Below are 12,409 nucleotides of genomic sequence, written 5' to 3'. Positions count from 1 at the left end.
GCTACGATGTGTGTCCCACCGCCAAGCCCGACGCAAGGAAGCTGTCATGCCACCGCTGCGCGCTGCGAATCTGTTCGCCACTGTTGAAGGTTCACGTCTGCATTCGGTGGATTGTGCCCACTGGCAGCGCTGGGGCCCGTACCTCAGCGAGCGTCAATGGGGCACCGTGCGCGAGGATTACAGCGCGGACGGTACTGCGTGGGACTACTTTCCGCACGACCATGCGCGCAGCCGCGCATACCGTTGGGGCGAGGACGGCATTGCCGGTTTCGGCGACGACACGCTGAGCTGGTGCGTGTCGCTTGCGCTGTGGAATCGCAAAGACCCGATCCTGAAAGAGCGGCTCTTCGGTGTCACGAACGCGCAGGGCAATCACGGCGAGGACGTGAAGGAGCTGTACTTCTATCTCGACGGCACGCCGACGCATTCGTACATGCGCATGCTGTACAAGTACCCGCACGCGGCTTATCCGTATCAGGATCTGATCGAGGAAAACGCGCGGCGCGGCGGCGACATGCCGGAGTACGAAGTTCTCGATACGGGCGTGTTCGACGACTTGTGTTACTTCGACGTGCAGGTCGAATACGCGAAGCACGCGCCCGACGACATCGTGATGCGCGTTACAATCGAGAATCGCGCGGACGAACCCGCATCGCTCGATGTGCTCCCGCAAATCTGGGCGCGCAATTCGTGGTCGTGGAAACCGAACACGGACAAGCCGTCGCTTGCAGCAGGCACGGACCACGAAGGCCGCGCGCAGTTGATCGGCCATCAGCATGGGCATGAACCGATTGTCGTCACCGCGTGGTCGAAGGACGCGCCGCACATCGCGTGGCTATTCTGCGAGAACGACACGAACGTAAAGCGCCTCTTCAATATGGAAGGCGAGGGTCCGTTCAAGGACGGCTTCAACGATTACCTCGTGCATGGCGATCAGCACGCGGTGCGCCGCGACCGCGGCACGAAGGCGGGCGCGCATGCGCCAATCGAACTCGGTCCGCATGGGCGCGCGGTCGTGTATATGCGCTGGCGTCCGGAGGCGACGCCCGACGAAGTGCCGTTCGACGCCGACGCGCTCTTTGCAAAGCGTATCGCCGAAGCCGACGAGTTCTACGGCGCGCTGCAACGCGACATGAACGATCCGGACGCGCGTCTCGTGCAGCGCCAGGCGCTCGCGGGCATGCTGTGGTCGAAGCAGTACTACCGGTACGACGTGCATCGCTGGATCGAAGGCGATCCGTTGCAGCCTCAACCGGCGGCCGCGCGCAAACGTGGACGCAACGCGGACTGGATGCACCTGTGCAATGCGGACATTGTGTCGATGCCGGACAAGTGGGAGTACCCGTGGTACGCGTCGTGGGATCTCGCGTTTCATGCGGCGGCGTTTGCGTTAATCGACCCCGCCTTCGCGAAACGTCAATTGCTGCTGCTGGTGAAAGACCGCTATCAGCATCCGAATGGACAACTGCCCGCTTACGAGTGGGCGCTAGGCGACGCGAATCCGCCGGTTCACGCGTGGGCCGCGTGGCGCGTGTACGAGATCGACCGCGCGCTCACCGGCAAGCCCGATCGCGATTTTCTCGAGCTCATTTTTCATAAACTGCTGCTCAACTTTTCGTGGTGGGTGAACCGCAAGGACGCCGACGGTCACAACATTTTTCAGGGCGGTTTTCTTGGGCTCGACAACGTGGGCATCTTCGATCGTTCGTCGCCGCTGCCCACGGGCGGCCACATCGATCAGGCGGACGGCACCGCGTGGATGGCCGCGTACGCACTCGACCTCATGCGTATCGCGCTGGAACTTGCGTATGCGAACCATGTGTTTGTCGACATCGGCGTAAAGTTCTTCGAGCACTTCCTGTATATCGCGCAAGCCGTGAGTTGCGACGACGGCTGCGATACCGGACTATGGGACAGCGAGGACGAGTTCTTCTACGACAAGCTGCGCCTGCCTGACGGCACCAGTGTTCCAATGCGCGTGCGCTCGATCGTCGGGCTCATTCCGCTTTTCGCGGTGCATGTACTCGAAGAGCGCCTGCATGGCGAATTGCCCGGATTGCGCGAGCGGCTCGTGTGGTTCCTCAAGCATCGGCCGGATCTCGCGAAGCTCGTCTCGCGCTGGAACGAGCCGGGTAAGGGCAATGCGCTGCTGCTGTCGGTGTTGCGCGGACATCGGATGAAAGCGCTGTTGCGGCGCGCACTCGACGAAAGCGAATTTCTCTCCGATCACGGCGTGCGCGCACTGTCGCGATACCACCGCGATCATCCGTTCGTGTTCGATCACAACGGCAACAGCTTCACGGTCAAATATCTGCCGGCTGAATCGGATACGCGCGTGTTCGGCGGCAATTCGAACTGGCGCGGTCCGGTGTGGATGCCCGTCAATTATCTGTTGATCGAATCGCTCTACGAATTTCACCGCTATTACGGCGACGAATTCCGCGTCGAATATCCGACGGGCTCGGGAAAGACCTTGTCGCTGTCCGAAATCGCCGATGAACTCGCGCGCCGCGCGACCACGCTGTTCCTCAAGAACCGTGACGGCGAGCGTCCGGTCATGGGCGCCTACCCGTTGCTGCAAGCGGACCCGCGTTCGAGCGATCTGATTCTGTTCCACGAATACTTCCACGGCGACAACGGGCGCGGCGTCGGCGCTTCGCATCAAACCGGTTGGACCGGGCTTGTCGCATTGCTGCTGCAACCGCGTGAGATGGCCGCATCGGGCAGCGTGCCGCTTGCGGGCGAGCCTGGGCGCGCGCCGATTCCGGCAGCGCCGTCGGCTCCGGCGCGGCCCACGGAGCCCGCGGTCGAACCTGAAACGGTTTCCGCGCTGGCGAGCAGTGCGGTCAAATAGCGCGTGACCGTTGTTGAACTGTGTGGGGGCGGGCGCGGTCTTCTCTCTATTGCCACGTCCGTTTCATTGGCTTACTCGAGTGAATCCCATGTCGACTCCATCGAATCCCCAAGCCGCTAATTCTCCGAACGCGGATGCCAACGGCAACCTTGCCGCGCCGCGCAGTTGCAAAGTGAGTGCAAGCGCGCACGGCGAGCCGCCGTCGCCCGCCGGCAAGCGTCCGGCGCCGCCATGCACGCTGGTCATCTTCGGCGCGGGCGGCGACCTCACCAAGCGCCTCCTGATGCCCGCGCTCTACAACCTCGCCGTGGATGGCCTGCTCGACGGCGGCATGCAGATTGTCGGCGTGAATCACGGCGAGCGCGAAACGAGCGCATGGTGCGAGGAGCTGCACCAGTCGCTGCAAAAATTCGCCGCCGACAAAGCCAGCACTTTCCACGCCGGTAAGCTCGACGACAGCGCATGGGATTGGGTCGCGCAGCGCCTCACCTACATGGCCGGCGATTTCGACACGCCCGACACCTTCGCGCGTCTGAAGCAAAAGCTCGCTCAGGCGCCCGGCGGCAATGTGATTTTTTATCTGGCCGTGGGCTCGCGCTTCTTCAAACCGATCGTCGAACATCTGGGCGAGACCGGTTTGCTGAAAGAGGACGGCGGCTTTCGTCGTATCGTGATCGAGAAGCCGTTCGGCACCGACCTCGCATCGGCGCGCGATCTGAACGCGCACATTCTTTCGCAGGCGAAGGAATCGCAGATCTATCGCATCGATCATTTTCTCGGCAAGGACACGGTGCAAAGCATTCTTGCCGTGCGCTTTGCTAACGCGCTGTTCGAGCCTGTGTGGCGGCGCGAATATATCGACAGCGTGCAGATCACGGCGGCTGAAACGATCGGCGTGGAAGGGCGCGGCAAGTTCTACGAGCAGACCGGCGCGTTTCGCGACATGGTGCCGAACCACCTGTTCCAGTTGCTCGGCATGGTGGCGATGGAGCCGCCCAATTCTTTCGACGCAGAAGCCGTGCGCAATAAAAAAGCCGAGATCTTCGACGCGATCTTGCCGCTCACACCGAACGACGTCGTATTCGGTCAATACGAAAAAAGCGCTACGGGTGTGGGTTATCGCGAGGAACCGGACGTCGCGCCGGACAGCAAGACGGAAACGTATGCGGCCGCGCGCGTGTTCGTCGAAAACTGGCGCTGGGCCGGCGTGCCTTTCTATTTGCGCACGGGCAAGCGGCTTGCGGTGCGGCGCACTGAAATCTCCGTGCAACTGAAGCCGGTGCCGTTCCGTCTGTTTCGCGACACGCCCGTCGACGCGCTCACGCCGAACGTGCTGACGCTGCGTATCGATCCCGCGCACGGCACGAGCTTCGACTTCAACGTCAAGACGCCGGGCCCGGTGATGCAGATCGGCCCGGTGCAGTCTTCGTTCAACTATGGAGACTTCTTCGCGGAGCGTGCGAACGTCGGCTATGAAACGCTGCTGTACGACTGCATGCTCGGCGACGAGACGCTGTTTCAGCGCGCCGACAGCATCGAGACGAGCTGGTGCGCGGTGGACGATGTGCTGCATCCGAAAACGGGCGGCGCGATGCCCGTGCACGGCTATGCGGCCGGCAGTGAAGGGCCCGCCGAAGCCGATGCGCTGCTCGCACGCGACGGCCGCGCGTGGCGGCCATTAAAGACCAATGCAATCGAAAAGAAGTGAACGCGCTCGGTAAAACCACATCAACGGGGGGCAACATGGCGGCATCGAAAGACAAGGCAGCAACGCGTAACGAACGGATTCTTGCAATCGACGTCGGCGGCACTGGATTGAAAGCGGCGATCATCGACGCAAACGGTCAGATGCAAACCGAGCGCTTGCGCGTGGCGACGCCGCATCCGTGCACGCCGCAGCAACTCGTCGATGCGTTGGCAAAACTCGTCGAGCCATTGATCGCGAAGGCGCCGGCGCAGTTGATGTCGATCGGCTTTCCCGGCGTGGTCCGCAACAACCGCATTCTGACCGCGCCGCATTTCGGCGTGGAAGGATGGCGCGACTTTGCGCTTGCCGATCTGCTCGCGCAAAAACTGGGCGGCTTGCCCGCGCGCATGATCAACGACGCCGAAATGCAGGGCTTCGCCGCGATAGAAGGCAAGGGCATCGAATTCGTGTTGACGCTCGGCACCGGCGCGGGAACCGCGCTCTTTCGCGACGGCGAGTTGATGCCTCATCTCGAACTCGCGCATCATCCGGTCAGCAAGAAAGGCGTGGCTTACGACGAGTACATCGGCGACGCGGCGCGCGAAAAAGCCGGGAATAAACGCTGGAATAAGCGTGTTCACAAAGTGATCGGCATTCTCGAATCGCTCGTGAATTACGACAAGCTATGGATTGGCGGCGGCAACGCGGCGCGGCTGACATTCGATTTGCCCGCGAACGTTGCAACCGTTTCGAACGATGCGGGTATTGAAGGCGGCGCGCGCTTATGGCATCCGCGGTCGGTGCGCGAAACGCGGCAATTGCCTGAAGCGAATGCACGCACGGGTAAGTTCAAATAGATCTCAACTGGCGCGAATGGCCGGGAGCAAACAACAATGATTCGACGGGCTTACGTTGGCGCTGCGCGGCGCATGATTTCGTTGAGCGTCGGCGCGATGCTGACGTTCGCCGTTGCTCACGCCTATGCCGCCGAGGCTTTCACATTGAGCTCCCCCGGTTTGGCCGATGGCGGCACGCTCGAATCGACGCATGCGGCCAGCGCGAATAACTGCGGCGGCGGCAACGTGTCGCCCGCGCTGCAATGGCGCAACGTGCCGGCCGGCACAAAGAGTTATGCAGTGACGATCTTCGATCCCGATGGCGCCAAAGGTCTCGGCATCGTGCATTGGGTGCTATACGGCATTGCGTCTTCGGTGACCGCGCTTGGCGAGGGAGCCGCGCCGTTGCCTGGAAGCGTCGCCGGAACGAACCGCACGGGCGGCCCTGGCTATTACGGCCCGTGTCCGCCGGTCGGCGAGGTGCCGCATCACTATGTCGTGCAGATCTACGCGCTCGATCTCGCGCCGGATGCGTTGCCGGCCGGTCTGACGAGAGACGCGCTGCTCGCCGCCATGAAGGACCATGTGATTGCGGCCACCAGCACGGTGCTCAGATACGGGCGATGATCGCAGCGCGCGTGTTGCGGCTCGCGATCACTCGCCATACTGACTGCCACGTTTAACGCGCCGCATCGCCCCAACGATATTCGACGCTGGCTTCGTCGAGTTGCTTCTTGATGTCGTCGTCGAGCACGAGTTCGGATGCGGCGAGCGTGTCGCTCAGTTGCTCGGCGCGGCTCGCACCGATAATCGCGGACGTGATGAGCGGATTCGCCAGAACCCACGCGAGCGAAACGCGTGTGAGCGATTCGCCGGTCGGCTCGACAATGCTCTTGAGCCGCTCGATCGTTTCGAATTCGCGGTGATGCCAGTAGCGCTCCTGATACATCGCGCCCGCCTTGCCGACGCTTTCGGTGAAGCGGCCCGACGCAGGCGCTGCATCGAGCTTGTGCTTGCCGGTCAGCAAGCCGCCCGCGAGCGGGTTGTATGGCATCACGGCGAGTTCCTCTTCGGCGGCGAGCGGCAGCAGTTCGCGTTCGATCTGGCGGAACAGCAGGTTATAACGCGGCTGCACGGAGACGAAGCGCGCGACGCGCAGCACGTCCGCGCGGCCGAGTGCGCGCGCGAGCCGATACGCGAGAAAGTTCGACACGCCGATGTAGCGCGCCTTGCCCGAACGCACGATCACGTCGAGCGCTTCTAGCGTTTCGTCGAGCGGCGTGTTGGCGTCGTCGGAATGCAGTTGATAGAGGTCCACGTAGTCGGTGCCGAGACGCTTTAGCGAGGCGTCGATGGCATCGAGCAGATGCTTGCGCGACGCGCCCTGATCCCACGCGGAAGGGCCCATTTTGCCGACTGCCTTGGTGGCCAGAATGAAGCGATCGCGCTTGCCCTTCAGCCAGCGCCCGACGATTTCCTCCGTGCGTCCCGCGTTGTCCTCGCCGCCGCCGAGCGGATAAACATTGGCGGTGTCGATGAAGTTCACGCCGGCATCGGCGGCTGTGTCGAGAATGCGGCGCGAAGCGTCTTCCTCGGTTTGCAGGCCGAACGTCATGGTGCCGAGACACAGGCGGGAAACAGTCAGCCCTGTGCGGCCGAATTTGCGGTATTGCATGCTCAACTCCGAATGGGACCAAACGATTGCGATGGAGAACACTGCGAGAAACGAGCAAAGAGGATAAACGCAAAACGAGAGTCGCGTTCGCGAGCGCTCCGCGTGCATTCAAATCGTAAGCATGCGTGGTTGCGTGCGCGCGAATGGCCGCTCACGCTAGAATCGTTGCAGTTGATTCATCCCCGCGATGACACGCGCCATGACCACCATCGGAGCACAACAATGAAAACGTCGCGCCGCCATTTTTTATTGATGAGTGTGAGCGCCGGCTCTTCGCTCATGATGTCGCGCGTGGGCTTCGCCGCCAGCGCAAACGCAAATGTACTCAGCGAGACCGACCCGCAAGCGCAAGCGCTCGGCTATAAGGAAGACGCGTCGAAGGTCGACAAAGCGAAGTATCCGCAATACGCAGCGGACCAGAAATGCAGCACATGTTCGCTGTTTCAGGGCAAGGCTGCGGATGCCTACGGCGGCTGTACCTTGTTCGGCGATAAGCAGGTCGCCGCGCCAGGATGGTGCAGTTCGTATACGAACATGTGACGCGTGCGGGCCAATATTCGTCAGATCAGCTTGGGATCAGCTTCACATCAACGCATCGGTCTGCACGCGCGGTTCTGAATGGTCATGTCAGCTCGTGCGGTGTCAGTTCTTATCCGCCATTCATTCTGCTTCAGTTTCCGCCGACGCCCGTGGCGCGCGCCTCATGTGAAACTCTCTTTCATCTTCGCTCACGACTTCGAAGCCGAGCCGTTCGTAAAGACGCCGCGCCGGATTGCCCTTGAGCACCTTGAGCGTGACGGGCAAGGTCGCGGCGTCGGCGTCGCGCAGCACCGTGCGCAGCGCTCGTTCGCCGATGCCGCGCCCTTGCAGTGCCGGCGCGATCTGCAATTGAACGACTCGCCATTCGGTATCGGAACGATGCGCCTTGAGCAAACCGGCAGGCGTGCCGTCGACGCAAATCACGCGCGCCGCGTCGTAACGATGCAGCAAACGAGCGCGATGCTCGGCGTCGTCCGCGGGTTCGCCGACGCGCGCGAGATGCTCGGTCATCGTCGCCTTGCGCAGTTCGAAGAGAAAAGTTTCGTCGTCGGCGGAAGCGGGGCGCAGGGTTATCGCAGGTTGGTGGTCGGACATGTCGAGGCGTGCGGGCGCGCGGGCCGTTAGTAAGAATGGGCGCGAATTGTCATGCTGCCTGCGCGTTTTTACCATGCATCGGCGTGTGAACGTGCTCGCTTGCGCAGTTGATCGACGTGTATCGCAGCTCACGCGACTGTCGACAACACGATGCACCACCGCGGCTTTACCCGCGACGCATCAAGCGCCGCCGATGCTTCGCCGTTCGCAGACCGCGCTACGTTTGCACTTTATGGTGCTCGACGGAAGCCGTGCGCGGTGCGTTCGACACAGATTGGCATGTGCCTTGCTTTTGCCCTTACCCGCGGATTGATACGCGCGCAGGTCGAGACCTCGCGGCGCGACACGCCGAAACGCCGACAGACGGCGCCACCTGGCATACGACGAACAATGCTGAACCCGAGAACCGAAGTTCTGACGCGCGCAATCGAGGGCGACGTGACGACGCTCGTCTTCTATCCCGACACGGGTTGCCTCCGTTTCCGCGATTCGCGTGGTGTGACGTCCTACGAATTGCGGCCGCCGCATTCCTGGTTCGCGATTGCGTCCGCGTCGCGCGGAGTGCGCGGCGGGACACACGCGATGTCCGAAGGTTTGAGTACGCTATTGCATGACTTCTGTGTGAAACGCTCGCGGTGGATGAGTGCGACGCCACGTATGCCCGAGCTGACGCACGCGCGTGCAGTTTCGCCTGCGCTTCGGTTGGGGCACGCTGACATGCACGCGTTTTCACGTTCGCTTACGATTGAGGTAGCGGCGGCGCAGTAGCGGATTCATCAGCCGAAAGACCGATGCGGGCTTGCGTGTCTATTCAGTTTTGTTCGGCGTCGCTCGTTGAATACGACGGGCGGCATAAGCAACTTTGCGAGGTGGGCCATGGAGATTATCGAGCTTGAACCAAGCGTCTCCCCAGACGGGCGCGCGGTGATTTTCCAGCTTTCGGCGCGAGGACGGGAACTCGAATGCGCCGTCACGCGTGAAGCACTGGAGCAGTATTTCTGGCTGCAACGCGGCGCCGCGGAAGACCGCATGCTGAAAACTTTCGCCGATGGCCGCAAGCGCATCACCGCTGTGGCCGAAAGAAAGATGCTGGCGCGTCCGGGCGAAAAAGTCCTGCTGACGATCAGCGACTTTGCCGCGCGCTGATGTCGATTGATCGTTGCGCACGCAGCGTCTACGTGATGCTGCGTGCGCATTCGTTGTGCTGTGTCTGCTTGCGCTGAGTTGCTCTGATTCGCGCCGAGTTGCTCTGACTTGCGCGCGGCGGTGTCCGGTCGCGTCGTTCCCCGCAGTGCTCTTCCACATGCGTCCCCGATTGTTACGTCCATTCGTCAAACAGGCGTGGCAATGCCCTTCCTTTTGCCCAATTGCCCGAGCGCTCGCTCGCATAAACTGTTTTCCATGGAGCGACAAATCACCGAGCCCATCGACGCGGTCTTCCCCCGCGTTGTTTTGAACCGTACCGTTGATGGCAGTTTGCCGTGGCAGTCGACACGGCAGGGCAGTAAAGCAGTAGGAAGTAGAAGCAAGTGGCGCAGTGGCAGGTGAAGTAGCAGATCGTTTTTTTTCAAGTTGCAGTTTGCAGTTTGCAGTTTTTGCAGCACCGGTAATAGCTTGAGCAGCAATAACACAAGCAGTTGACGTCGCAACAAAAGTCTTCGCAGTAGCGGTAAAGCAGGCAGCAAACGTTTTGCTTTTCGCAGTAGCAGCACAAGCAGCAACAGCTTGGTTAGTTTCGATGGTTAAAGGTCGGCGAGCATCCACGCGCAAGCACGACTTCCATCCTGTCCGGCCCTGTTCTCTCGCGGGAACAGGGTTTTTTTTTGTACTTGCGGCGCACGACCGGGAATTTCGCCGTTTAAGCGGGTCTTAATAAAGGCTTGCCATCATGCTTACACAGACTCACATTAGAGGCTGTCGAGCCGCCGGCGCATCGGCGGCATTCGTCGCCGGAAAATCGTACCGATGTGGCGACGAAGCCGAGAGTTAGCGAAGGAGGTTGAATCTATGTCCAGTAAAGCGCGAGTCCGCAAACACAATGTGCCGGCCATGTCGCCGCTATTGCGTGCGCTCACTCACAGCCGCAGCGCACACGAGCCCGTTACCGCCGCGATGATCCTGCAGTGCTATGCGTCGCTCGACGCGTTCCAGCACGGCCACGGTTCGCGCGATCTACACATGATGTTGAGCCGGCATTTATTGGTGTCGCAGGAACTGGCGCGCCTCGGCCTCGGCGAAGACACGCTCGACGATATTCAGAGCGGACACGCGGCGATGGTTCACCTCGACGAGCGCGAGCAGCGAACCGGCGCATGGAAGTTGAATGACGACGAATACGCGCGACTCCGCACGGCGCTGGCGATTCTCGATGCGCAACTTTCGGTGGCGTCGTTGAGCGAGATCGCGAACGCGCAGGCGCGCATGATCGAAGGCTTGATGCGGTCCGCGCGGACGAGAGCGATCGCGGAAGCGGTGCTTTAAGTCGGTAAGTTGAAGACGATAGGACGCCCCATGTGGGGCGTTTTTTTTGCGCCTGTTTTGCGTCTGTTGATCGTTGTGCTGCGTCACATTGAAGTGCTCAATCTTCTTCCGACTGCCGCTTAGTTTGAAGCAGACGTTAGCGCGTTCGCAACCGCTTCAAATCGGCGCAATGCCACGCGCACAGCGAAACTCAATTCGCCTGCCGTCCATCTATTACGAGTCTTCGTAAAACTCAACGGCCGACGGCCGATTACCCATCGAGGCAGGTTTACCGGAACGATCCGCGCTTGTTAGACTGGCTTTCCGCGCTCGCATGAGCGCGTCCATTTGTGTCATACGACTGCCGGGCTGACGGTCCGCAGCGTCATTCATTGGAGACGCCATGTCTTATATGCTGCTGATCGTCGAACCCCCGGAACAACGCGCGCAACGCGGCGAGGCCAAGGGCCGCGAAGTCTACGACGAGATGGTGCGCTTCGGCGCGGATCTCAAGGAGCGCGGCAAACTGCTGGCGGCCGAAGCGCTCACATCCTCCAGCGACGCCGTGCGCGTGCAGGTGCGCGGCGGCCAGCCGAAACTGGTCGACGGCCCGTTCGCCGAAGCGAAGGAAATGATCGGCGGCTTCTACCTGCTCAATTGCGAATCGCGCGAAGAAGCCGTGGCGATTGCGCAAGCCTGCCCGGCGGCGACATGGTGCACCGTCGAGGTACGCAAGCTCGGCCCGTGCTTCATGTAAGCGAGCGACGGTTTTCGCTCGGGGTTTTCCCCAGGCGACGCATCATAGCTGTCGAATCGTTCGTGCATTGCTCGTCGTGTGAGTAAGAGCGGCCAAGGCGCCGCACGCTCTCTACAACGTCACGACAAAAGGAGTAACCGCGATGCGATTCATGATCCTGGTGAAGGCAACCGCCGCAAGCGAAGCCGGCGAAATGCCCGAAGCGTCCCTCATGGCCGCGATGGGCGCGTATCACGAAGAACTCGCGAAGGCCGGCGTGCTGCTCGACGCCACCGGCTTGCAGCCGACTTCGAAAGGGTGGCGCATTCGCTACAGCGGCGGGCAGCGTTCGGTGATCGACGGTCCGTTTGCGGATACCCAAGAAGTGATTGCCGGCTACACGCTGATCCAGGTGCGTTCGCGCGAGGAAGCGATGGAATGGGCGCGGCGTTTTCCCGCGCCGTTCGGCGAAAACGCCGATGGCGAAATCGAAGTGCGGCAACTCTTCGAACTCGAGGACTTCGAGCCGGGTCCGGAGCTCGACCGTTTCCGCGAACTTGAAGCGGGCCGCCGCTAAATTGCCGCTGAGCGCCGCGAACCGATTATTGGATTCCATCATGCACAAGCAAATTTTCGTGAATCTCGCCGTCGGTAATCTCGAACGGTCGAAGGCATTTTTCAGCGCGCTCGGTTTCGGCTTCGATCCGCAATTCACCAACGATCAGGCCGCATGTTTGATCCTCGGTGAAAACCTTTACGCGATGCTGCTCGTGAAAGACCTCTTCAAGTCGTTCACGCGCAAATCGCTTTGCGATCCGAAGGAAAGTACGGAAACACTCGTCGGCCTGTCGTGCGAAAGCCGGGGCGAAGTCGACGCGCTGGTCGCCAAAGCAGTCGAAGCGGGCGGCAGCGTGCCGCGCGCGCCGCAGGACTACGGCTTCATGTACGGCCACGGATTTGAGGACATCGACGGACATATCTGGGAGCTGATCTACATGGACCCGAACGCCAAGGCGGCGGGCTGAGC

13 protein-coding genes are annotated in these 12,409 nt (G+C 61.3%); 10 read left to right on the top strand and 3 right to left on the bottom strand.

Annotated features, from left to right (window positions below):
• Positions 1 to 46 precede the first annotated feature (46 nt).
• From BGRAMDRAFT_RS03865 to BGRAMDRAFT_RS03850, 4 genes are all read left to right on the top strand, one after another.
• Positions 47 to 2,854 carry an MGH1-like glycoside hydrolase domain-containing protein gene (locus tag BGRAMDRAFT_RS03865; RefSeq protein WP_006047353.1) on the top strand — a complete coding sequence of 936 codons (2,808 nt, stop codon included), beginning with the start codon at positions 47 to 49 and terminating at the stop codon, positions 2,852 to 2,854.
• A gap of 88 nt (positions 2,855 to 2,942) precedes the next feature.
• Entirely contained in the window at positions 2,943 to 4,562 is a 1,620-nt protein-coding gene (gene zwf / locus BGRAMDRAFT_RS03860; protein ID WP_006047352.1) for a glucose-6-phosphate dehydrogenase, read from the top strand.
• A gap of 35 nt (positions 4,563 to 4,597) precedes the next feature.
• Complete coding sequence (locus BGRAMDRAFT_RS03855) at positions 4,598 to 5,398, top strand: ROK family protein (RefSeq protein WP_006047351.1); 801 nt, start codon at positions 4,598 to 4,600, stop codon at positions 5,396 to 5,398.
• A gap of 72 nt (positions 5,399 to 5,470) precedes the next feature.
• Positions 5,471 to 6,004, top strand: coding sequence for a YbhB/YbcL family Raf kinase inhibitor-like protein (locus BGRAMDRAFT_RS03850; RefSeq protein ID WP_409372902.1), 534 nt, complete (start codon positions 5,471 to 5,473; stop codon positions 6,002 to 6,004).
• A gap of 52 nt (positions 6,005 to 6,056) precedes the next feature.
• Here the strand turns inward: BGRAMDRAFT_RS03850 and BGRAMDRAFT_RS03845 are convergent, their stop codons facing one another.
• On the bottom strand, positions 6,057 to 7,052 hold the full coding sequence (locus tag BGRAMDRAFT_RS03845; protein WP_006047349.1) for an aldo/keto reductase: 996 nt from the start codon (positions 7,050 to 7,052) through the stop codon (positions 6,057 to 6,059).
• 222 nt (positions 7,053 to 7,274) lie between these two features.
• Here BGRAMDRAFT_RS03845 and BGRAMDRAFT_RS03840 point away from each other — a divergent pair, with 222 nt between their 5' ends.
• Positions 7,275 to 7,592: a high-potential iron-sulfur protein gene (locus tag BGRAMDRAFT_RS03840; protein WP_006047348.1), complete on the top strand. Its 318-nt coding sequence runs from the start codon at positions 7,275 to 7,277 to the stop codon at positions 7,590 to 7,592.
• Positions 7,593 to 7,712: 120 nt separating this feature from the next.
• Here BGRAMDRAFT_RS03840 and BGRAMDRAFT_RS03835 read toward each other — a convergent pair whose 3' ends face one another.
• The gene (locus BGRAMDRAFT_RS03835; protein ID WP_006047347.1) at positions 7,713 to 8,186 is read right to left on the bottom strand and encodes a GNAT family N-acetyltransferase; all 474 of its coding nucleotides are present in this window, start codon (positions 8,184 to 8,186) and stop codon (positions 7,713 to 7,715) included.
• A gap of 876 nt (positions 8,187 to 9,062) precedes the next feature.
• Here BGRAMDRAFT_RS03835 and BGRAMDRAFT_RS03825 point away from each other — a divergent pair.
• On the top strand, positions 9,063 to 9,332 hold the full coding sequence (locus BGRAMDRAFT_RS03825) for a DUF1488 family protein (protein ID WP_006047345.1): 270 nt from the start codon (positions 9,063 to 9,065) through the stop codon (positions 9,330 to 9,332).
• Between the two features lie 185 nt (positions 9,333 to 9,517).
• Here the strand turns inward: BGRAMDRAFT_RS03825 and BGRAMDRAFT_RS34875 are convergent, their stop codons facing one another.
• Positions 9,518 to 9,835, bottom strand: a complete 318-nt coding sequence (locus BGRAMDRAFT_RS34875) for a hypothetical protein (protein ID WP_232292225.1) — start codon at positions 9,833 to 9,835, stop codon at positions 9,518 to 9,520.
• Positions 9,836 to 10,193: 358 nt separating this feature from the next.
• Between BGRAMDRAFT_RS34875 and BGRAMDRAFT_RS03820 the strand changes: the two genes are divergently transcribed.
• The 4 genes from BGRAMDRAFT_RS03820 to BGRAMDRAFT_RS03805 all read left to right on the top strand — a co-directional run bounded on the left by BGRAMDRAFT_RS03820 (position 10,194) and on the right by BGRAMDRAFT_RS03805 (position 12,407).
• Entirely contained in the window at positions 10,194 to 10,667 is a 474-nt protein-coding gene (locus BGRAMDRAFT_RS03820) for a hypothetical protein (RefSeq protein ID WP_006047344.1), read from the top strand.
• A gap of 382 nt (positions 10,668 to 11,049) precedes the next feature.
• Positions 11,050 to 11,403 carry a YciI family protein gene (locus BGRAMDRAFT_RS03815; protein WP_006047342.1) on the top strand — a complete coding sequence of 118 codons (354 nt, stop codon included), beginning with the start codon at positions 11,050 to 11,052 and terminating at the stop codon, positions 11,401 to 11,403.
• Between the two features lie 142 nt (positions 11,404 to 11,545).
• Positions 11,546 to 11,959 carry a YciI family protein gene (locus tag BGRAMDRAFT_RS03810; RefSeq protein ID WP_006047341.1) on the top strand — a complete coding sequence of 138 codons (414 nt, stop codon included), beginning with the start codon at positions 11,546 to 11,548 and terminating at the stop codon, positions 11,957 to 11,959.
• 40 nt (positions 11,960 to 11,999) lie between these two features.
• Positions 12,000 to 12,407, top strand: a complete 408-nt coding sequence (locus BGRAMDRAFT_RS03805) for a VOC family protein (RefSeq protein WP_006047340.1) — start codon at positions 12,000 to 12,002, stop codon at positions 12,405 to 12,407.
• The last annotated feature ends 2 nt before the right edge of the window (positions 12,408 to 12,409 follow it).

The sequence above is a fragment of the Paraburkholderia graminis C4D1M genome (genome assembly GCF_000172415.1).
Lineage (GTDB): Bacteria > Pseudomonadota > Gammaproteobacteria > Burkholderiales > Burkholderiaceae > Paraburkholderia > Paraburkholderia graminis.
Note: the sequence above shows the minus strand (reverse complement) of the source record. Positions and strands in the feature narration are given on the sequence as shown.